Origin of the sequence: Pseudomaricurvus albidus (assembly GCF_018863235.1) — a bacterium.
Lineage (GTDB): Bacteria > Pseudomonadota > Gammaproteobacteria > Pseudomonadales > Cellvibrionaceae > Pseudomaricurvus > Pseudomaricurvus albidus.
Map to the genome: position 1 here is coordinate 1 of NZ_JAHKRS010000003.1, position 20,925 is coordinate 20,925.

The following is a 20,925-nucleotide window of genomic DNA, read 5'->3' on the forward strand; positions in this document are numbered from 1 at the left end:
GCAACAAATATGTTTTTAGCTATATCCAAACCAATACGAATAGTCATTGTCGCCATGATCGTCTCCTAGTTCAGTAGTCGTATCTTAAGGATAGCCACTGAAGGTAGAGGAGAGTCCATGTCATTATATAAGTCGTGATTACACAGACCAAAATGTCTACATCTAATCACTAAATGTCTACCAACACCGCCTGTGTCTATATCTACCCACCGACCCTGCCGGACGAAACACAGAACACCGAAAGACAAAAACAAAGAAGAAATCAAGAAAGGTCCCTGTCTCAGCTATCGTCCTGATATACATGTTGAAACACACGTCAACCATATCGCCAAAGCAGGGGAAGTTCAAGACAGGGGAATACAGAAATGACAGGCACAAAAAAGCCCGCTCAAAGAGCGGGCTTTTTAAGAAATGGTACCGGTGGGCGGACTTGAACCGCCACGCCCGAAGGCAACGGATTTTGAATCCGTCGTGTATACCAATTTCACCACACCGGCACAGTGCTTTTACGGTTGCCGACCCGAGGGGTCGTCTGAAAAGCAGGACGCGATTATATCAGGGCATTTGGGAGCGTCAACCGAATAACGGAGAATTTCTTTATAGATCGGGAGGTTAGGCCCATCGGATGCGTGCCGGAGCAGGGGATTGTTCAATCTTTGAGCCGGTGTTGTCTGGCAGCGACACAATTCGCACAATTTCTTATCCCTGACCTTTCATCCCCTCCCCCAAAACCGTAGAGTTGGGCTACTATCAAGCTCAACAATAGGCTTATTACTGAGATTAATTGGTTTTTATATGCCTTTTGAGTATTAATAGGCGCCGTTATAGGCCTCCACCCATGATTTGGTGTCGACGTTGAGGCTGCAACCCGCTTTTCGCTGATCTCCAATGCAGGATACTCGTTATGCTTAATCTGAACCGTCCCGACCTTTTAAAGACTTCTTCCTATATTAACGGCCAGTGGCTGACCGAATCCGAAGGTACGGTACCCGTCTACAACCCCGCCGACGGCGAGCTGGTGGCATCAATCACCAACCACGGCGCTGCGGAAACCCGTATGGCGATTGATGCCGCGGAAGCGGCCATGCCGGCGTGGGCGGCCAAGCCTGCCAAAGAACGCGCGAATATTCTGCGCAAGTGGTTCAACCTGCTGATGGAAAACCAGCAAGATCTGGCCAAAATTCTCACCGCCGAGCAGGGCAAGACCCTGGCCGAGGCCGCTGGCGAGGTGGCTTACGGCGCGAACTACATTGAGTGGTTTGCCGAGGAAGCCAAGCGCATCAATGGCGACATCATCCCTGCCCCCAGCGGCGACAAGCGCATTATGGTGATCAAGCAGCCGGTGGGTGTTGTGGCTTCCATTACGCCCTGGAACTTCCCTAACGCCATGATCACCCGCAAAGCCGCACCGGCACTGGCTGCAGGCTGTACCTTTGTGGGCAAGCCCGCCAAGGAAACCCCGCTGTCGGCACTGGCACTGTGTGTGCTGGCGGAAGAAGCCGGTATTCCACCGGGTGTGTTTAATATGGTGGCCGGTCAGAGCTCCCGTGAGATCGGCGGCGAAATGACCAGCAACCCGAAAGTGCGCAAGCTGACCTTCACCGGCTCGACCCCGGTAGGCAAGACCCTGATGGAGCAGTGTGCGGGCACCGTGAAGAAGACCTCCATGGAGCTGGGTGGCAATGCGCCATTTATGGTGTTTGAAGACGCGGATCTGGACGCGGCGGTGCAAGGCGCTCTGGCTTCCAAGTACCGCAACTCCGGTCAGACCTGTGTCTGCACCAACCGTCTGCTGGTTCAGGACACCGTCTACGATGCCTTTATCGAGAAGCTGCAGGCAGAAGTCGCCAAGTTCAAACTGGGCAACGGCACCGAAGACGGCGTCACCCACGGCCCTATGGTTAACGCCACCGCCGTGAAAGATGTTGAGCTGCTGGTAAACGATGCCATCGAGAAAGGCGCCAAGGCCACCATCGGCGGCAAGCCTTCGGATCTGGGTGCCTGCTACTTCGAGCCCACCATTCTGAAAGACGCCACACCTGATATGAAGGTCTTCCGCGAAGAGATCTTTGGCCCGGTTGCGCCAGTGTTCAAGTTCTCCAGCGAAGAAGAAGCCATTGCCATGGCCAACGACACCGAGTTCGGTCTGGCGGCCTACTTCTACACCAAGGACATGGGTCGTATCTTCCGTGTGGGTGAAGCGCTGGAATACGGTATTGTCGGTATTAACGAAGGCATCATCTCCAACGAGATGGCACCGTTCGGCGGCGTGAAGGAATCCGGCAGCGGCCGTGAAGGCTCCAAGTACGGTATGGACGATTACCTGGAAATCAAATACATGTGTCTGGGTGGCATCTAACGCGTTAACGGCTCTACCCGACCCGTAGTTTGAGACCTGTAGTTAGACAATCTATAGTTTGACGAGAAGACCCTATTTTTTAGGGTCTTTTTGTTTCTACTTGTTGAATGATCTAAAACGGTTTTACGAATTCTGCTCTGATACTGCAGAACGCTTGTCCGGATAGAAGCGGTCATAGCTTTCTTTACGGGCCGGATCTTCAATACATTCCAGCAAACGAATCTGTTCTTTGGCTTCCGCCACACTGTTTTCGAGAAGTTTGAGTGTCTCTTCCCTGACCTCCCCCTGCTCCGCTTCCAGTTGAATCAGTTGAAACTGGTTGAGCACGTTATTGACGATATGCTGGGTGGTGGACAACAGCAGCCGCACTGACACTGCTTTTTGTCGTTCGACCTCAATCGCCTGCTGTTGCAAATCGAGACGATGACTCCAGTCCCGCAGGAGGCAAGCCGCCAGCGTGGCCAGTGAAGCCGTGACGACAATGGTGATGGCGTGGGACTCCCAGGGTGTCAGCGAACCCGCGAACAGCCATTCTTTTAGCAGCTCGTAGACAAACATGACCAATGCCGCCACACAAAACACCATGATCAGCGGCCAGCGCATTACTTTTTCTATCTTTATCAAGTGGCCTCCCTCAACAGCATATACCGTCAGAATCGGTTAGAACCCTATATCCCTGTAATCATTATGGGCATTCCGCTGTGACAGGAAAAGCCTCGGAAAGGCGCTTTTTAGATCATTTTGTATGAGAGCAAGGACAAATGGCTGTCTTTTAAAGTCATATACAACACCTTTAGTCATATACAACACCTTTAGCCATATACCACAGCCTGCGGCTATTCCAGCAGACTTCGATATTGCTCGGAGAAGATATCCCGACTGATGATCAGTTTCATGATCTCCGAACTGCCCGCCAGAATGCGATTGATCCGGGACGCTGTGAACATTCGGCAAATGGGGTATTCATTCATGTAGCCGGCGCCGCCGTGCAACTGAACCCCCTCATCCATCATGCGCCACTGGATTTCACTGGCCTGCAACTTGGCTTTGGCAGCCATGTTGGCGGTCAGCTTGCCCTGGTTGTGCAAGGCAATGCAGTGGTCCACATAGACCTGCATGATGTCGATTTCGGTATCCAGCTCGGCCAGTTTGAACTGGGTGTTCTGCTTGGCGGCGAGCGGTTTGCCAAACACCTTGCGTTCCATGACAAACTCGCGGGTCAGGTCAAAAGCGTGGCGTGCACTGGCGATATAGCCCGTAGCTGCAATCAGGCGCTCTTCTGCCAGGCCTTCCATCAGGTAGTAAAAGCCTTTGGCGGGATCACCCAGCACATTCTCTTTCGGCACTTTGACGTTGCTGAAAAACAGTTCGGCGGTGTCCTGCGCTTTCATCCCCATCTTGTCGAGATTGCGTCCGCGCTCGAGGCCCTCCATGCCCCGCTCCACCAAAAACAGGCCAACACTGTAGGGGTTATTGTCAGGATCGGTTTTCGCCGCGACGATCACCAGATCGGCATTGATGCCGTTGGATATGTAGGTTTTGGAACCGTTCAGGATAAAGTGATCGCCCATGTCTTTGGCGTGGGCACGCATGGCAGACAGGTCGCTGCCCGCATCCGGCTCCGTCATGGCAATGGCTAAAATCGTTTCACCTCGGACACAACCGGGTAAAAAACGCTGTCGTTGCTCTTCACTGCCAAAACGTTGCAGATACGGACCGACCAGACGACTGTGCAAGGTGGAGAACCACTCGCCGGTTTCTGCGCGGGCATTTTCCTCCATGATGATCTGCTCATAGCGAAAATCGTTGTCACCCAGACCGCCGTACTGCTCATCCGGCCAGATCATGAGAAAACCCTGATCACCGGCTTTTTTGAATATATCGCGATCCACAATACCCTGCTCACGAAAGCGCTCCATATGAGGGGCCACTTCCTGCTCAAGAAACTTTCGGTAAGCTGCACGGAACAGGTTTTGGTCTTCAGTAAAACTACGCATACCATCTCTCTCAGGTGTTTTTATTGTTGTCGATCATCAGCTGTGTGCTGATGTTTCAGTCTAGCGGATTTCACCCAAGACTCTGTGTTTTTGGCACAAAAAGCAACCGTATCAAGGTGTAATTCACGCCTACAATTAGTGACAAAGCTCACAGTTATGGCCCGCAAAGACTCAGAAATTGGTCACAATTTGTCTCACGACTTCTGTTAGAATGAACAGGCTATATACCGCAACCGTTTTCAGATCGCTCTGTTTCCTGGATACCGTCAAATGACCCAACAAGCCCACCCAAGAGCCGTGATGTTTGCCGATGTCAGTGGCAGTTCTACGCTCTATAAATTGCTGGGCAACGAAGGGGCAAAAGCCAAGATTGACCTCACGCTGGCGACCATGATTGCTGAAACCGAGCGCCATCAGGGGCATCTGGTGAAGACCATCGGCGACGAGATCATGGTGACGTTTGAGTGCGTGCAGCAGGCCTGTCTTTGTGCCCAGCAGCTGCAGCGCCAGTCCGGGCAGGTCAATGCACAACTGCCTGTGAGAGTTGGCCTCGCTTTTGGCGACACCCTGATTGAGGACGAAGACGTGTTCGGCGATATCGTCAATAACGCGGCCTGGCTGACACAGGTGGCCAGAGCCGGTCAGATTCTGATCTCCGAAAGTCTCTACCAGAGCCTGCCGCTGGAAATGCAAATGGACTGTCACGAGTTCGACCGAGTGGCGTTCAAGGGCGACGACAAGAAGAGCGTGATCTATCGCATGCACTGGGAATCACACACTCAGGCACACAACGCCACCGCCGTGATGACCATCGACGATATCACCCAGACCAGCGACGTGGTCAGTATCACGCTGGAGTACGGTCCACACCGCCATTGCATACTGCCCCAGCAAACCCCTTTTGTCCTTGGGCGCGACAGTACCCGCACCAACCTTCGGATCAATCATCATCTGGCGTCACGGGAACACTGTGAAGTGGTGTTTCGTCGCGGCAAGTTCGTACTGATTGATCACAGCACCAATGGGACTTATGTCTCCGGGCACAATCAGGAAGAAATCTACCTGCGCCGGGAAGAGCTGCCACTGGTCGGTGAAGGCAAAATTTCCATCGGCCAGTCCATGAACGCCGATCATGGCGATGAACAAATTGTCCGCTTTTCCACCAGCCGCTCCGCCGGTGAAGAGTTTGAAACCCAGACTGCCTGAGCTGCCCCCTTTAATGCGACCCTGGCGTCTGCTTTCCAAGGCTTTTTAAGATAATTTTGCCCTTTAAAACCTGAATTCAATATTCAAATGCGTCTAAGCAGCTCATGCTGAGGCACTTTCTCGCTCCCCCTCAGGTTCCATCCCTCAGCAAACACTCACCGTAAAACCCTCAAAATATAAGTGTTAGCGCCGGATTGGCTGGTCTGTGTTGATCGCAGCCCCGCCATTGTCACCGTAACGACACATACCCTGAGCCAGACCAGCACCTGTTCAGCCCCTGTTAAAACGCTCAATTTGAACCATACTCCAATTACAAGGAGTCGTTGTTATGAGAGCATTAATAACAGCCCAAAAAATGCACAGAATTCAGTTTTCTGGCTTTTATAACCAGTTTTCCGGCCTTTATAAACAGCGCCATGGCGTCTACAAACAATCCCTGAAATTTGTTCCAGCCAGCCTGTTTATTGCCACTCTGATCTGCGCATTCCCCAGTCAGGCCGACCAGGTCGAAGCGGACGCGAACAATGATCTGTTTGTTCCGGAAAACCTCAATTACTACAATCCTCTCAAGCACAGCAAAGGCCACGGCGAGAAAAAACGCTACTCTTCCCGATCAACGGGGTTGAGCAACAATGAGCTTGAACAAGCCGCAGAAGATATCCGCAATAACGAAATGAGCGCGCAGCATCGGGCACTGAATCATCAGTGGTTGCAACAGGAAAATGGGGAAGATGAACCCACTGTGGGCGGCAAGGTGTTTTCCGAACTGGTGAAGATGGGGTTTCGCACCTATTGGGATGGCGTTCGTGACAAGCACTACTCGGATACCAAAATCATTCCCAACAGCAATGGTGATGGCAAGGTATCGGAAGAGGTGGAATACAAACTCAGATTATCGGATGACAAGGTGAAGCTGACTTTCGAATACGAATTCTGACCCACGCAGTCTCTTCTTCCCTCCCCCACGGCTTTTGGTACAATCCCTCCCGCATTCTTCGCGGGCTTTTTTATGACCACACAAACTCTCCCCACCGCCAGCCTGATCAAGCGCTTTGCGGCCATGGTGTACGATTCACTGCTGGTGATGGCCGTCGCCATGGGCTACGGCGCGCTCTTTATTGGCATCAAATATTCAGTTTTCAATGTCGATTTGCCCACCGGTGAACGCGCCACCATCGGCACGGCGGGGTTTGTGGGGTTGATTCTGGTAATCGAGGCCTTCTTCTGGTTTTTCTGGTGTCGGGGCGGTCAGACCCTGGGGATGCGCGCTTGGCGCCTGCAACTGCGACAGGACAACGGACAGTTTGTCAGCCTGCCACAGGCCATGGTGCGTGGATTGATTGCGCCACTGAGTTTGGCAGCTTTCGGACTGGGCTACTGGTGGCGCTTGTGGGATAAGGAAGGGAGAACCTGGCACGACATGGCCAGCGGTACCCGGATGGTGCAGCTGCCCAAGCAGAAAAAATAGCGCTAATTAGGTTTGAGATTAAGGTAATTCCCTGAAATCCTGAATAAAGATTAAAAACGTCATTGCGAGGAGCGATAGCGACGCGGCAATGACGATATTAATTACATCAGTAGCTTGAAGGCTAGTTAGCCTTCCTTAGCAGATACACCCCGATCACGGCGCAGACTAACAGCGGCACCAGCACCGCCAGCAGGGGCGAAAACCCAAACACCAGGCTCGACGGCCCGAGCAAATCCTGCGACATACGGAAAACAATACCGACGATCACACCGGTGAAAATGCGGTACCCCATTGTCACTTCACGCAGCGGTCCAAAGATAAACGAGACCGCAATCAGCACCAGACTGGCAGTCGCCAGCGGCTGCAGCAATTTTTTCCAAAACGCCAATTCATATTGATTATTTTCTATGCCCTGCTGCTCCAGATAACTGGAATAGGAGTAAAGGTTTTGAATCGACAGCGCGTCGGGCTCCAGCACCAACACATTTAACAGTGACGGGGACAGCGAGGTATCCCAGCGGCGGGAATGGTAAGTATGGGTTTCAATTCCCTTGTCGGTAATCACAGACTCGCGGCCGTCTTCCTCAACCCAATAATCTTTGCGGAACATGGCCGTGTCAGCAAAACTGGCCGCCAACAGTTTGCCCTCATCATCGAAACGATAGCGGGTCACACCATAGAGACGGCCGTTGGGCAGCACCGCATTGATGTGCATAAACTCGTTGCCATCGCGATTCCACAAGCCGTGTCGGGATTCCAGTGCATTCTTATCCCCCTGGGCAATCGCCCGGCGGCTCTCTGCAATCTGATCCGTCAGCGGAGTAACATACTCACCCAAACCAATACTGAGGGCGATGAATAACAGTACCGGCTTCATTACCGCCCAGGTGATCTGCGCCAGAGATACGCCCGCGGCTCGCATCACGACCAGTTCGCTGGAGCCGGCCAGAATTCCCAGCCCCACCAGACAGCCAACCAGCGCCGAGAAGGGAATGTTCTCGTAAATCCGCCCCGGCAGAGTAAAGCCCACATAGATCAGGGCCTGAAGGAAATCGTAATCGCCTTTCAACTCACCCAGCTGGTCCACCAGTGCCGCAATCGCATCCAGTGACACAATCACCAGCAGCACCATACCCACAGCACCAATAACGGTGCGAGCGATGTAATTATTGAGTTTACGCATGTTTGGCGCCCTCCTTCATACGACCCGCCTTGAGCTGCAGCCGTACATAAGGCCAAAACAGCAGCAATAACGCCATGGCCAGTGCTCCAACATGCACAGCCCAGATGCTCAGCCAGGGAGACACATTGCCGTCTTCCACCGCACCGCGGGCACCGTTCAGAGAAACCAGATAAATGATGTACAGCAGAATAGCTGGAATCATCTGCACGTAACGCCCCTGCCGCGGATTGGTTTTGCTCAGGGGTACCGCCAGCAGAGTCACCACGATTACCAGAACCGGCAGTGAAAAACGCCAGTGCAACGCGGCAATATCTTCAGTGGAATCTGAGCGCATCAGAGTAATGGTGGGCAGAGAGTCAGCCTTTACATTCTCTTTATTCGGGTTGGTGTCGTTTTCCAGCAACTGAAGGTAGGAATCGAACTTGACGATTTCGTACTGGGCTTCGCCTGGATTGCCATTGAAACGATAACCATCATTGAGCTTCAGGTAGCGCTGCCCGGTGTCGGGATCGGTCACCTGCTCACCGGTTTTGGCCGTGAGTACCGCCAGACCCGAATCGGAGGGAGCCCCTGCCTCTTCCGCAGAACTGCCCATCTCTGCCATAAAGACTTTCTGCATTTCCTTGTGATCGTTTACCAGCTTTTCGGCGTAGGTGACGCTGTTGCCGCTGCCGGATGTTTGGAAACGTGCTGGTGACATGGCTTCCAGCTCACTGCGGTGCTTCTGGTTCTCGAGGATCGCTGTCGCCTTGGAAATCCCAACCGGACTGATCCACAAACTCAGCAGAGCCACAAAAATGGCAACGATTCCGGCAGGCAACATACTGTAGGCCACCAGTCGACGCTGACTCATCCCGCAGGCAGACAGCACCGTCATTTCGCTGTCCATATACATGCGACCGTAAGCCAGCAGAAACGCGATGAACAAGCCCAGTGGCAAAATCAATTCAAGAAAGCCCGGCAGGCGAAATCCCATAATGGCGAACAGTACATCCGGATCGAGCTTGCCCGCAGCGGCCTCCGCCAGATATTTCACAAAGCGGCCACTCATGATGATCAGCAGCAAAACACCACTGACCGCGACCATACTCACCATGACTTCACGAGCCAGATAACGAAAAATAATCAAAAGTAAGACCTGCCTGTCGCCTGCTGTTTACGCTATATCTGCATTGTCTATTATGTGCACAACCGGGAGGTAATCCTCCGATTGTCTGTAGATTGATCAACCACACGCACGGTTTGGTAATCCAGCTCTGTCACAGCGGATAGATAGACATCGACCATGACTAAAGGTTTTGTTCGAAACCCTACTTAGCGTACACTAATTCGCTATTAACCATGCTATTCGAATCACGATGCTATCCGAACCATCGAATAGCACTGACGTATTCAGCGTTGTAGCTACCTGTTTCGCAGAGGCTACAACATATCGAGACTGCCTGTGTCAGTAACTGCCGGGCATTATCCCGTAAACCAACTTTTTTGTCTTGGGGAAGGACTATGGAATTTCAGGCTAAAACCAGTTCAGCACTGACGCTACGCACGCACAGTCTGGTGTTGCCAGTGTATGAAAACAGCAAGAGTTCGGGCGCGACCATTTCCAGTGCGGCTATTTCAGGTACCACCGCCGAGTTGGATGACGCTTGCGACGGCCTGATTGCCAAACTGATCAAGCAGGGTGACATCAAGGGCAGCCTGGGCGCTACCCGTGTGCTGCACGATGTGGCCGGCTGCAAAGCTGACCGGGTCATTCTGTTAGGCCTCGGCAAGCAAGGTGAAGCCCTGAGTGCTGAAAAATTCGACAAGGCGATCAAAAAGGCTGCCGCTGCGGTCAAGGCAACTCCTGCAAAAGATGCCGTTCTGTGCCTGGACGACGTCACTGTCACAGATCGTGACGAAGCCTGGAAAGCCAGCCAAAGCGCCAAATACTTCACCGATGCGGTGTACCAATTCACCCAACTGAAGAGCAAGAAAGCGCCTGTCATAAACCTCAAGAAAGTGATCTATACGGTTGCTGACAAGAAGCAGCTGAAAGCGGTATCCAGCGCACTGACTGCCGGTCACTCAACCGCTGTGGGCATGGCGCTGTGTAAGGATCTGGGCAACCTGCCCGGCAACATCTGTACCCCGTCGTATCTGGCTCAGGAAGCCAAAAAACTGGCTCGCGGCAACACCAAGCTGACCGCAAAAGCGCTGAACGAAAAGCAGATGCGAGAATTGAAAATGGGTTCACTGCTATCCGTCTCAGCGGGCAGCGAACAGGAAGCTCGCCTGATTGTGCTGGAATACAAAGGTGGAAAGAAAAGTGCCAAGCCCGTGGTTCTGGTCGGCAAAGGCATCACCTTTGACACCGGCGGTATCAGCCTGAAACCCGGCGTGGGCATGGACGAAATGAAATTCGATATGTGTGGCGCCGCCAGTGTACTGGGCACCATGAAAGCCATTACCGAGATGAATCTGCCGTTAAACGTGGTGGCCATAGTGGCTGCCGCCGAAAACATGCCCGGCAGCCGTGCCACCAAACCTGGTGACATTGTGACCTCCATGTCTGGCAAGACCATCGAAATCCTTAATACCGACGCCGAGGGCCGTCTGGTGCTGTGTGATGCCCTGACCTATGCCGAGCGCTTCAAACCCAAGGCCGTAGTCGATGTGGCCACCCTGACCGGCGCCTGTGTTGTGGCTCTGGGCAAGCACGCCAGTGGCCTCTACAGCAATAATGATGATCTGGCCGAGCAGTTGCTCGAAGCCGGCAAGCGAGCCGGCGACAAAGCCTGGCATATGCCTCTGTGGGACGAATACCAGCAACAGCTGGACAGCAACTTTGCCGATATCGCCAACATCGGTGGTCCTGGCGGCGGCAGCATCACCGCAGCCTGCTTCCTGTCCCGCTTTGCCAAAGCCTATGACTGGGCTCACCTGGATATCGCAGGTACTGCCTGGGACAGCGGCGCAGCCAAAGGCGCCACGGGCCGTCCGGTATCACTGTTGGTGGAATTCCTGCAGCAGCAGGCATCCTGACCCAGCATGACTCAGGTTGATTTTTATGTCCTGCCTGCACCAGCCGTAGAACAACGGCTGGTGTTCGCCTGCCGCCTGGCGCAAAAGGCCTACCAATCCGGTTCGAAGGTCTTTATCGCGGTGAACACCGCCGAAGAGGCTGCGGAGCTGAACCAGCGACTCTGGAACTTCCGCCCTGAAAGCTTTTTGCCCCATGACTGTGAAGGCGACAGCCCTCTGCAGTCTCAGGTGGCCGTAGGATTTGGCAACGACTGCGGTGATCACCACGACCTGCTGATCAATCTGAAAGACGCCATACCGGACTATTTCAGCCGTTTTCAGCGTCTGGCCGAGGTGGTTTGTCAGGATGAACAGGTTTTGTCCGCTACACGGGAGCACTATGGCTTCTACCGGCACCGTGGCTACCCCATTAATTCCCACAAGATATCCCAATCCTAGACCTGCCAGAACAGGCTCGATCATAAATGCGATACCCTCGGGCAGGGCATCAGGTATTACTTCGCTACCGGATGTATTGGCGAGAATATAAACAGTGTTAACATAGATGCCACAGCGGCATGCTATAACTGTGTGGCAGCCCGTATCAGCAACGAGTTCCGTTTTAACCTCTCGTCACTCAGGTGGCGACGCCAGAAGTGTTAAGGTCGATGAGCGAAGAAAAAAAAGAAGCCCAAAAAGCCCTGCTGGGCGAGCTGGAATCCATTAAAAGCCTTCTTTCCGAAGATGAATGGGATGAAATACCTGTTCTGAGCGACCCCATATCGGCCCCAGGCTCCGAACATCATCAGGCAAGCACACCCAAAGACGGTCCTGCTGAGGACGACACACAGGCTGCCCCGCAAGCTGAGAACGAAACGTCCGACATTGATGCAGCCGTTGACAAGCTCAACTTCGACCTGAATCTGGACACTGATGACGACTACTCAGCAGACGCTTCTGATGAGATCGACACAGAGTCAGACGACTACGACGAGATGTTTGACGACGTACCGCTTCTGGAAGAAGTCTATATTCCTGAAGATGACTCCGTCTCACCGGCCGTATCCGGCGAAGCCGAAAGCGCGCCCCTCTCTGAAGTACCCGCCGACGAAGACCTGACCGACGAGGGCATCGAACAGTCCTTCGCCGACGAGACATCTTATACATCTGAGGAATCGTTAGACTGTGAAGAGCCCTTAGCGTATGAAGAGCCCTCAGCCGATGAAGAGCCCTTAGCCCGTGAAGAGCCCTTAGCCCGTGAAGAGCCCTCAGCCCATGAAGAACCCTCAGCCATTAAAGAACCTTCAACCAACGAGGCGCCAGAAACACTCGGTAAGCCCCCCACGGATGAGAAACCACTAGCAGCTGAGGAATCCTTGGCCAGTGAAGTTTCATCAGCGAGCGAAGAGCCCGCCGACACAGAAACGCTCTCTGCCGAAGAAGAACCACCCGCCCAATTAGAAGGAACCACACTGCCACCCGGCGTGCTGCCAGGGCAGCGCAGCTTGTTCGATAACAAACCCGCGACGGTCAAAACACCGGATCAACCTGCGGCGAAACCCACGATACGTCCTGCGGTACAAACCCGCGGCGAGAATCCGTTTCTGCCCCAGCACATCCGCGAACGTCTTCACACCAATAAAGCGCTACTGGATATTATTAAAGAGTCGCCACTGCCAGAGGTGACAATTCCTCCTCGTCCTGCCAGATATACCAGTGAGCAGGCTAAATCTCAAAACACTCCGAAAGAGAAGCTTCCACCAGTACTGCCTCCGGAAAAACTCCATCAGATGGTAGAAGGGATCATTGCCATTTATCTGCCTAAAATCGAAGCCGAGCTGAGACAGCGTCTGCTGGAGGCTCTGCAAGACGACAAACCCAAAAACGAATAACTCACTGATAGACAGGGCAACAAAAAAACGGCCTTTACGACCGTTTTTTTGTTATTGCCTTTACAGTCCCTGCGTAGAAAGATTCGGGCATGGACTCTTGAGAAATTAAGCCATTTAAGCCGTTTCGGTATAAAGGGGCTTGCTCAGTTCAGCCCAGTCAATATCCGCATCATCCGGCAGATTTTCAAATTCCAGGATGCCCAGCTCTTCAAATTTGGGACGAATCTTGTCGGTTAACAAACCAATGCGACGCAGGTTCGGGATGACACGCTGAAACAGTAACTTGCGGAAATGCTCCATGCCGCCACCGGCCAAAAAGACCACCCGTGCCTCTTCTTCGTCCCAACCAAAGTGACGGAATACAGACGTAGGCACCAGCCTCTCGCGACTCACAAGGCAAGCCTGATAAGCAAACTCGGCCCTCTCTTCCCGCTCCTCGTCGGTCAGTGTTTTGACATACTCGGCCAGATAGTGAATACCAAAGGCCACATGACGCGCTTCATCGCGGATGATCAATTCCAGCATGTCTTTCTTGAAGCCGTTTGGATCGACATATTCTTTGGTGGTGTTAAACGCCGCTAACGCCAGACCTTCAATGATGACTTGCATGCCAATAAATTTCAGATCCCAACGTTCATCACTGAGAATTTTATCGATGATGTTTTTTAAGGCGCCATCAATGGGGTACATAATGCCGGCTTTTTTCTGCAGGAAACGATTGAAGGTTTCAACGTGACGAGCCTCGTCAAATGTCTGGGAGGCGGCATACAGTTTGGCGTTGTAGGTCGGAGCACAGGACACCAGCTGTGAAGCTACCAGCAAAGCCCCCTGTTCGCCATGTAAAAACTGGGAGTCTGTCCAGGCTTCCGAGTGAAGCAGGAATTCTTCCCGTTTTTCCTGACTCATATCCAGGAAAGGTTTGTATTCAGAAAAGCCACTCATAAACACCCTGACTTCATAGGGCGCACTGCCAATGGGTTTGTCCCAGTCGAGATCCAGGTCGGCATTCCAATTAAGTTCTTTGCCAAGATCGTAAAGCTTTTTGATGCGATCTTCGTTGATGTGGTAGTCCCAGTTAAAACTGCCAGTCAGCGGCGTCTTGAAAATTTCCGCGACCTCATTTACAGCTGCTTCATCGAGGTCTACATCAGTGTGATCCACGTCAATTTTTTTCGCTTCTTCAAAAAAACGGATCTGGTTTGGCGTATGCTCTACAAAGGTGGCACTCATTCAGTCTCTCCCTGGATTTATTATGCGAATGACTCAAGTTTTGCTTGCAACCGACAGTTCCACAAGGTTATCTTGAGCCATGTTGAAAGTCATTTCAGGCCACCGTCACTGGAGCCCGATCTCATTCAACGCAATTTGTCCTATAAAATCAAATAATACGCTAAATAAGATAGATACATTCAGAGCCTGAATAATAACGAATGCACCTCAAGCAGGAGCAAATATGAAAGAACGGGATCTACCCATAAGCTATGCAGCGATACTCGTGGATGTCGCCTGTGAACTAGGCGCATCTCGCCAGGAACTTCTTCACGCCGCAAACCTGACCGAGCAGGAATTACAAACACCCGGAGCCCGATGCGCCGAGGAACAGTTTCGACAACTGATCAACACCGGCATTGCTGCCACAGGCACCCAGTCACTGGCTTTGCGTTTTGGCCAACGCCTGACTCTGACTTCCCATGGTGTGTTTGGTTATGCCGTGATGAGTTGTCGCAATATTCATCAAGTCATTGAAATTCTCACCAAGTATTATCGCCTGCTGTTGAAGAACGCCTCCCTTCACGCGAAACACGAAGGGGATCGGGTCTATATCGAGTTCCAGCCAACCCGGGAACTGCTGATCGATCGTCAGCGGGACACAGAACTTTTCTTTGCGGGCATGCTGAGCTCCATCAAACATCTTTTGCATACCGATAAAATCAGCGCAGAAATCGAGCTGAGTTATGCGCCGCCGGAATACCAAAGTGATTATGAGGCCATATTGGATTGTCCGGTTCGGTTCAACCAAAAAACCAGCAGAGTGATTTTACCCGCCAGTTTGATGCAAGAAAAACCGGAGTACGCCGATCCGGTGATGCTCAAATTGTACGAGCAGCAGTGTGAAGAGCTGCTTGCCCGAATGAAAAGCAGTGACGGCTTGCGGGTAAAAGTACGGGAGTATCTGGTGGCTGCACAGCAGCAGTTTCCCAGCCTGGAGCAGGCCGCACAGCACTTCCACATGAGCCCGCGAACTTTTCGCCGTCGCCTGAGCGATGAAGATGTTTCATTCCAGAAAATTCTGGATGAAGTGAGATTAGAGCTGGCTGAAACTTATCTGCGCAACCCTGCACTTTCGGTCAATCACACGGCAGATTTGTTGGGTTTTCATGATGTATCCAACTTCCGCCGAGCTTTTATACGCTGGAGTAACGGCACATCGCCATCGGCTTTTAAAAAGCAGCACACGCAGTACTGACTATATGCTGCTTTCAGTTCTCGCTCGACATTGAAGCCAAAGTCAGTGATCGGCGAGGGCTTCCGATTGATGCTTGTGCAGCCCTTCTTCCACGGCACGCCAGGGTACCAGTTTGAAGTTTTGGCGGGCTGACGGCATGCGATTGCGACCATCCTGTACCACCAGCAATCCCTGATCGAATGCCCCGCCCAGATTTGCACTGGTTACCGCAAGGCCATCCGTTTCTGAACTGCCATCAATGCTGAGCGCGGCATTCGCTTTCACGCGAAAGCGTCCCAGATATTCATTGGTGACCCGATCGTAGAGAACATAAGCGTTATCACCCTGGCTCGAAACAACCAGATAACCCTGACCGTTTTTACCTGTGTACAGGCTAATGCCTTCCACATCGGCAACCAGATGTCCATTGGCCGTCTCGTCAAGGAGCTTCAACTCGGAGCTTTCACCCGCTTCAAGCTCAATGGACCATATCCCGTGATCCTCTTCACCCACATACAGGCGGCCAGTCTCGTCATCAGCCACACAGCCTTCCGGTTGTCCGTTCAGCTTAAACTCACGGACTTTTTCCCCGTGGACTGTGTCGTCTTTCGCAACCAGACGCCATTGTTGGTATAGACCATCCTTGTTATTGACGAACGCATGTATCTCGCCAGTGTTTTTGGACGAGTACAAACACCCACCATAAGGGTGCCCAAGACTGCCATCAATGATATCGCCAGCAATAAAATCCAGTTTTCCGGTCTGCTGATCTATCGCGAATACGTCCAGATTCTCAGTGGTGCGATTGGTGGCCATAGCAAGATCCACAACACGGGATTTTCCATCCTGAATTAATGTGAAGTTATAACGAACATCCACATTGTTTACATTCCCGCGAGGCAGGAATTGTTGCTTCTCGCCATCCAGTTTGTAGGACCACAAGCCCTGCTTCTTATCCGTGGCAATAATCAGGCTGCGACCTGCATCACCAGCATTGACCCACACCTCCGGATCGTCAGCGGCATCGCCAAAACTGTTGACCACATCCGTCTGGGCCGTCGGCAAAACCGTGTAAGTGCTGTCGTCTTGTGACGTGCGCTCAGGCAAGGTCACCAGACTTTCACTGCTCGCTGTCAGCAAGTATTTTCCTTCATCCGTCATCGCCCACCAGTGCCACTGTGAATCACTGTGTTTCTGTAAAGCCACACTGGTGATCGGGTCAGGGTTTTCACTGTCGCCACCGGATACGGCAAAGTTTACTGACGTCACCACTCCCCCTTCGGGCGAATAAATGACCGCTTGTTCCTGATCCGGAATGGTCGCCAGAATCAGACCTGAAGCTGGCAATACCTGAAGGCTGGTAGGTGCCTGTTGCAAATCTCCAGCAGGCGCTAACGCCGCCAGTAACAGGCGCTCTTCATCTTTTTCTTCGTCGCTGTTCAGAGCCAGAAGACCAATATTTTCCTGAGACCAATAGAGTTTCTGATCCCAATCGTCCACACTGCAGGCAACAACGCCTTCACCCAGCGCCACATCCCGGACTCTGGTCGACGTCACCCCGTTTTGAGTGATCAGCAACTGTTCCTGATAGGCCATCCCCTCTTCCGAGATCAGCCAGGCAGTTAACTCTGTATGCTCCGGGTGAGTCATCTCGGTTGAAGCGGATAGACAAGCAACGACCATGGTTTGTGACCACTGCTGATCCCAGGTCAAAGTTTGATAGCGGTTGTTGTCGAGATCGAAATATCCCAGTTTCAGGACATTTTCAGATTCATCAATATGACTCACCCACAAGCCGGCATCGGAACCATCCTGTGCGTTAGCAACCAGACGAGCATCGACGGATTTGTCATCACCTGAAGAACGCCCCAACACTTTTCCTGTGGCGTCAGTTATCACCACGCCATAGGTTTCACTGGAAAGCAAAACCCGTGCGCCCTGATCGGTATCAACCACACGCAGTTGATAGCCATCGAGCTTTTTCAATTTGTCGCTGAGTTTATCGAACATCACCGACTGCTGAGCCATCTGGCTTGCAGCTTCTGTTGCTGGTTGACCTACAACATCCTTGCCGTCATCGGAGGAGTGGCATCCTGAGAGTCCTGCGCCGGTCAGACCCAGCAGGCCAGCCGTTAACAACGGCCCTATGTTTACAATCTTCATCATTCACTACGCTTAATCGGTTTAAAAAAATGGGCCCGGCATCACCTGCCGAGCCCCAATCGCTACGAGCAAGGATTAAAAGTTACGATAGGTGAAGCCCAGTACAAAAGATGGACCATATTCTTCATATTGGGAATTGTACTTTCTGCTGCCCTGGTACAGGTACATCGGCTCATCCGTCAGGTTGATCGCATTAAAGTACATCTGCATGGAGTCGTTAATGTCGTATTTGGCAGAGAAATCAACTTGCATATGGTCATCAGCATAGGTGTCGTTTTCTTTATCGCCAAGATCCAGCTCCATCAGAGTCTTGCTTTTGTAGTTTGTGGACAGACGCAGACTGAATGGGCCTGTTTCATAACCCAGCACCAGGTTACCCACAGTATCAGCCTGTTCTGGCAGTTCGGTGTTTGAACTGCGTGATGCACCTGGCTCCAGATCCAGATCGGCTTCACTGCTGGTAAAGGTGGCATTAGCCTGAATCAGGAAGCCGGATTCAAAGCTCTTGGTGTAGGCCAGTTCCAGACCGTACAAATCCGCACTGTTACCATTCATGGGCATGTAAATTTCACTCTCGTCGATGGTCACGCCAGGGGCATAAACTGAACTGTCAACCATATCGCTGACATCGGCGGCGAAAATGAAGTTGTCGATTTGCTTGTAAAACAGGGAGGCACTGATTACACCAATATCACCGGGATAGTACTCGACAATCAAATCAAAGTTGCTGGATTCGTAGGGATCGAGGTCCGGATTACCCGCTTCTACCTTCAGCTCGTTCTCTTCAATCGAGATCTCTTCAGGAGACGGCGTAATGTCACCGAATGAAGGACGGGCGATGGTTTCGGAATAAGCGGCACGCAGCAGCAATTCATCGGTCAAACGATAACGAGCGTTAATGCTCGGCAGTACATGGTGGTACTCTTTATCGAACTTCACTTGTTCGATGCTGTGGCTGAAGTCACCATTGGCGTCTTCGATCAGGCGCGCATCGTAGCCTTTGGAATCCACTTTGGTGCCTTCGTATCGCAGACCATAGACCAGACGCAGATCGTTGATGTCGACGCGGCTCATAATATAAGCAGCCTGAACGTCTTCTTCGATAACGTAATCACGAGCCGAAGCCACCATACTTTCGTTATAGGCTTCACCCAGTACACCATCGTCCTGATAAGCGGTACCGCTGCCGACAATACTGCCATTAATAAGGTTATCAATCAGTCCTTTGTCAATGGCTGGCCCCAGTCGCCCTAAACCATAATCCACCGTGGAGCGACTGAATTGATCCATGGTCGGATCACCCAGCCCACTAAAGTCGTCGTACAACTGAGTATCAACATCATCGGTTTTTTCACGGTTTGAAATCTTGCCACCAAACTTGATGTACCCCGGATGACCTGCAAACGACATCTCACGAGTAATGTCGAACTTGTAGGTGAACATTTCATCCTGTGTGTAGTTGTTGGTGATTTCGATTTCATCCAGTTCAAAGTTGGATGCGACAAACGCCTCATCGGCAGCGAACACATCCGGAGACTCACCTAAAGAGGTGTATCCCATATCGATGTCTTTGGCCTTGAAATTGGAACCATGATAATCCGGTTCGTTTTCCTCAGACTTGGAATAACCCACGGAGTACTCATAGGTCCAGTCACCGGACATGTTCATACCGCCGAGAACCACTGAGGTGATTTTCTGTTCTTCGAAACGGTCTTTCAGGTTGCGTTCCATTTCGGCGTCAGTCCACAGCGCCGAATCACCATCAATTTCTGCCAGATCGCCATCGTCGTATTTGTATTCTGCGCGCTGACGGTATTCCTGATCTTCAAAGTGGCTGTAGAGACTGTGCAGATAGTACTCCGAAGTATCGGATGGGCGCCAGTCCAGATTCAGCGCAGCCCCCAGACGGGTACGATTGATGGTGTAGTCGCGCTGCTCCATCTTAACGGGACCACGATAGCCGGACCCTTCAAGGTCCGATTCCCATTCACCGTCACCCTCCATGGTCTCAGAACCAAAATCACGATCCTGCCAGCTCAGTGCAGCAGCGACCCCCAATTGGCCCTGGCCCACGTCAAAGACGTTGGTAAACGTCCCGGCAATCTTCGGACTGACTTCGGATTCGAGGTCATTGTAGTTGCCCTCTGCGGACAGGTTGTAGCTCATACCATCGCGGTCAAAAGCCGTCAGACTTTTCACTTCGATATTACCGCCAATACCACTGCCATCCATATCCGGTGTATTCGTTTTTCTGACTTCCAGACCTTCCAACAGCCCCGAAGGGATCACATCCAGTGCCACCGAGCGACGATCCCTCTCTGGTGAGGGAATATTCATACCGTTAATTGACGCAGAGTTTAGATCCGGATTGGCACCGCGAATACCTACAAAGCGCCCCTCACCCTGATCGCGTTCAATAAAAACACCCGGAACACGCTGTAAAGCTTCGCTCACGTTCTCATCAGGAAATTGACCAATCGAGTCAGAAGAAACAACCGACACAAAGTTATCCGCAGCACGCTGTTTGTTCAGTGCGCTGGAAGCCCCAGCCGCCTGCCCCACCACAATCAGGTTTTCCATACTGGCGACGTCACTACCAATCTTCACCACTTCTTTGGTAGTTTGTTCATCGGCCACATTGACCAGACGCTGTACGGACTCCGCCCCCAGATAATCCACGGTCAACGTATAAGTGCCTGCTGGAACAGAATTAAAACTGAAGCGGCCTCCATCTTTTGTGCTGGATTCCAGTTTCAATTCCTTGAGTCGAATAATGGCACCATCAAAATACACACTGCCAGCCGAGTCGCTGACACGTCCCTCAAGACGACCATCGGCCATCGCGTTAAATGCACACATAAATGCGCTGGTTGCCATTAAGGCCTTCACTGAAGTTTTCATAGTTTCCCCAAAGTCAGGTCTGAAACAGGTCTGATTATTTAGCATTCTGAACAAGCGGCTCTGGCCACGTGTTCTTAATTTGTGTATCCCATGCGGATATCTGATGCTCTGTAGCTCAACGTATTCAACAACGCTTCTGATCGCCCCAGAGACAGGGCAAACCTACGAGTCGACTGTGACACTTTGGTGACACCAATCTGACAGCCTTCGATTTGATGGGGCATTGGCCACTTTAAGCAGACGGATAACAGATGGATTGATCCGTTTTGACCCTGTGTTTGTGGATTTTAGAAATTGTGGGACGCGT

General features: G+C 52.0%; 15 protein-coding genes and 1 tRNA gene. 8 read left to right on the forward strand and 8 right to left on the reverse strand.

All coding sequences use genetic code 11. From position 1 onward, the window contains the following. Nucleotides 1-412 precede the first annotated feature (412 nt). Nucleotides 413-497 (reverse strand) — tRNA-Leu (locus tag KOI40_RS06530). A 407-nt stretch (nucleotides 498-904) separates the two neighbouring features. On the opposite strand from KOI40_RS06530, the gene KOI40_RS06535 reads away from it, so the two are divergent. Beyond that, nucleotides 905-2,359, forward strand: a complete 1,455-nt coding sequence (locus KOI40_RS06535) for an NAD-dependent succinate-semialdehyde dehydrogenase (RefSeq protein WP_216096678.1) — start codon at nucleotides 905-907, stop codon at nucleotides 2,357-2,359. 123 nt (nucleotides 2,360-2,482) lie between these two features. Here KOI40_RS06535 and KOI40_RS06540 read toward each other — a convergent pair whose 3' ends face one another. Beyond that, on the reverse strand, nucleotides 2,483-2,983 hold the full coding sequence (locus KOI40_RS06540; RefSeq protein ID WP_216096679.1) for a hypothetical protein: 501 nt from the start codon (nucleotides 2,981-2,983) through the stop codon (nucleotides 2,483-2,485). Between the two features lie 212 nt (nucleotides 2,984-3,195). Next, complete coding sequence (locus KOI40_RS06545; protein WP_216096680.1) at nucleotides 3,196-4,356, reverse strand: acyl-CoA dehydrogenase family protein; 1,161 nt, start codon at nucleotides 4,354-4,356, stop codon at nucleotides 3,196-3,198. A 270-nt stretch (nucleotides 4,357-4,626) separates the two neighbouring features. On the opposite strand from KOI40_RS06545, the gene KOI40_RS06550 reads away from it, so the two are divergent. The 3 genes from KOI40_RS06550 to KOI40_RS06560 all read left to right on the forward strand — a co-directional run bounded on the left by KOI40_RS06550 (nucleotide 4,627) and on the right by KOI40_RS06560 (nucleotide 7,030). After that, nucleotides 4,627-5,562: an adenylate/guanylate cyclase domain-containing protein gene (locus KOI40_RS06550; protein WP_216096681.1), complete on the forward strand. Its 936-nt coding sequence runs from the start codon at nucleotides 4,627-4,629 to the stop codon at nucleotides 5,560-5,562. Nucleotides 5,563-5,890: 328 nt separating this feature from the next. Then, on the forward strand, nucleotides 5,891-6,499 hold the full coding sequence (locus KOI40_RS06555; RefSeq protein WP_216096682.1) for a hypothetical protein: 609 nt from the start codon (nucleotides 5,891-5,893) through the stop codon (nucleotides 6,497-6,499). Nucleotides 6,500-6,571: 72 nt separating this feature from the next. Beyond that, nucleotides 6,572-7,030 (forward strand): RDD family protein, encoded by a 459-nt coding sequence (locus tag KOI40_RS06560; protein WP_216096683.1) that lies wholly within the window; start codon nucleotides 6,572-6,574, stop codon nucleotides 7,028-7,030. A 121-nt stretch (nucleotides 7,031-7,151) separates the two neighbouring features. On the opposite strand, the gene lptG is transcribed toward KOI40_RS06560, so the two are convergent. Then, nucleotides 7,152-8,213, reverse strand: coding sequence for an LPS export ABC transporter permease LptG (gene lptG, locus KOI40_RS06565; RefSeq protein WP_216096684.1), 1,062 nt, complete (start codon nucleotides 8,211-8,213; stop codon nucleotides 7,152-7,154). Continuing rightward, nucleotides 8,206-9,342: an LPS export ABC transporter permease LptF gene (gene lptF / locus KOI40_RS06570; RefSeq protein WP_233710090.1), complete on the reverse strand. Its 1,137-nt coding sequence runs from the start codon at nucleotides 9,340-9,342 to the stop codon at nucleotides 8,206-8,208. The genes lptG and lptF overlap by 8 nt, the downstream gene beginning before the upstream one ends. Before the next feature lie 374 nt (nucleotides 9,343-9,716). Between lptF and KOI40_RS06575 the strand changes: the two genes are divergently transcribed. The 3 genes from KOI40_RS06575 to KOI40_RS06585 all read left to right on the forward strand — a co-directional run bounded on the left by KOI40_RS06575 (nucleotide 9,717) and on the right by KOI40_RS06585 (nucleotide 13,108). Next, a complete protein-coding gene (locus KOI40_RS06575) occupies nucleotides 9,717-11,237 on the forward strand; it encodes a leucyl aminopeptidase (RefSeq protein WP_216096685.1) in 1,521 nt (506 codons plus the stop codon). Between the two features lie 6 nt (nucleotides 11,238-11,243). Then, complete coding sequence (locus tag KOI40_RS06580; protein WP_216096686.1) at nucleotides 11,244-11,675, forward strand: DNA polymerase III subunit chi; 432 nt, start codon at nucleotides 11,244-11,246, stop codon at nucleotides 11,673-11,675. Between the two features lie 209 nt (nucleotides 11,676-11,884). Further along, complete coding sequence (locus KOI40_RS06585; RefSeq protein WP_216096687.1) at nucleotides 11,885-13,108, forward strand: hypothetical protein; 1,224 nt, start codon at nucleotides 11,885-11,887, stop codon at nucleotides 13,106-13,108. A gap of 114 nt (nucleotides 13,109-13,222) precedes the next feature. On the opposite strand, the gene KOI40_RS06590 is transcribed toward KOI40_RS06585, so the two are convergent. Then, nucleotides 13,223-14,338: a ferritin-like domain-containing protein gene (locus KOI40_RS06590; RefSeq protein ID WP_216096688.1), complete on the reverse strand. Its 1,116-nt coding sequence runs from the start codon at nucleotides 14,336-14,338 to the stop codon at nucleotides 13,223-13,225. A 223-nt stretch (nucleotides 14,339-14,561) separates the two neighbouring features. Between KOI40_RS06590 and KOI40_RS06595 the strand changes: the two genes are divergently transcribed. After that, complete coding sequence (locus KOI40_RS06595; protein WP_216096689.1) at nucleotides 14,562-15,575, forward strand: AraC family transcriptional regulator; 1,014 nt, start codon at nucleotides 14,562-14,564, stop codon at nucleotides 15,573-15,575. A 42-nt stretch (nucleotides 15,576-15,617) separates the two neighbouring features. On the opposite strand, the gene KOI40_RS06600 is transcribed toward KOI40_RS06595, so the two are convergent. Beyond that, nucleotides 15,618-17,720: a phytase gene (locus KOI40_RS06600; RefSeq protein ID WP_216096690.1), complete on the reverse strand. Its 2,103-nt coding sequence runs from the start codon at nucleotides 17,718-17,720 to the stop codon at nucleotides 15,618-15,620. 72 nt (nucleotides 17,721-17,792) lie between these two features. Beyond that, nucleotides 17,793-20,618, reverse strand: coding sequence for a TonB-dependent receptor (locus KOI40_RS06605; RefSeq protein WP_216096691.1), 2,826 nt, complete (start codon nucleotides 20,616-20,618; stop codon nucleotides 17,793-17,795). Nucleotides 20,619-20,925: the final 307 nt, after the last annotated feature.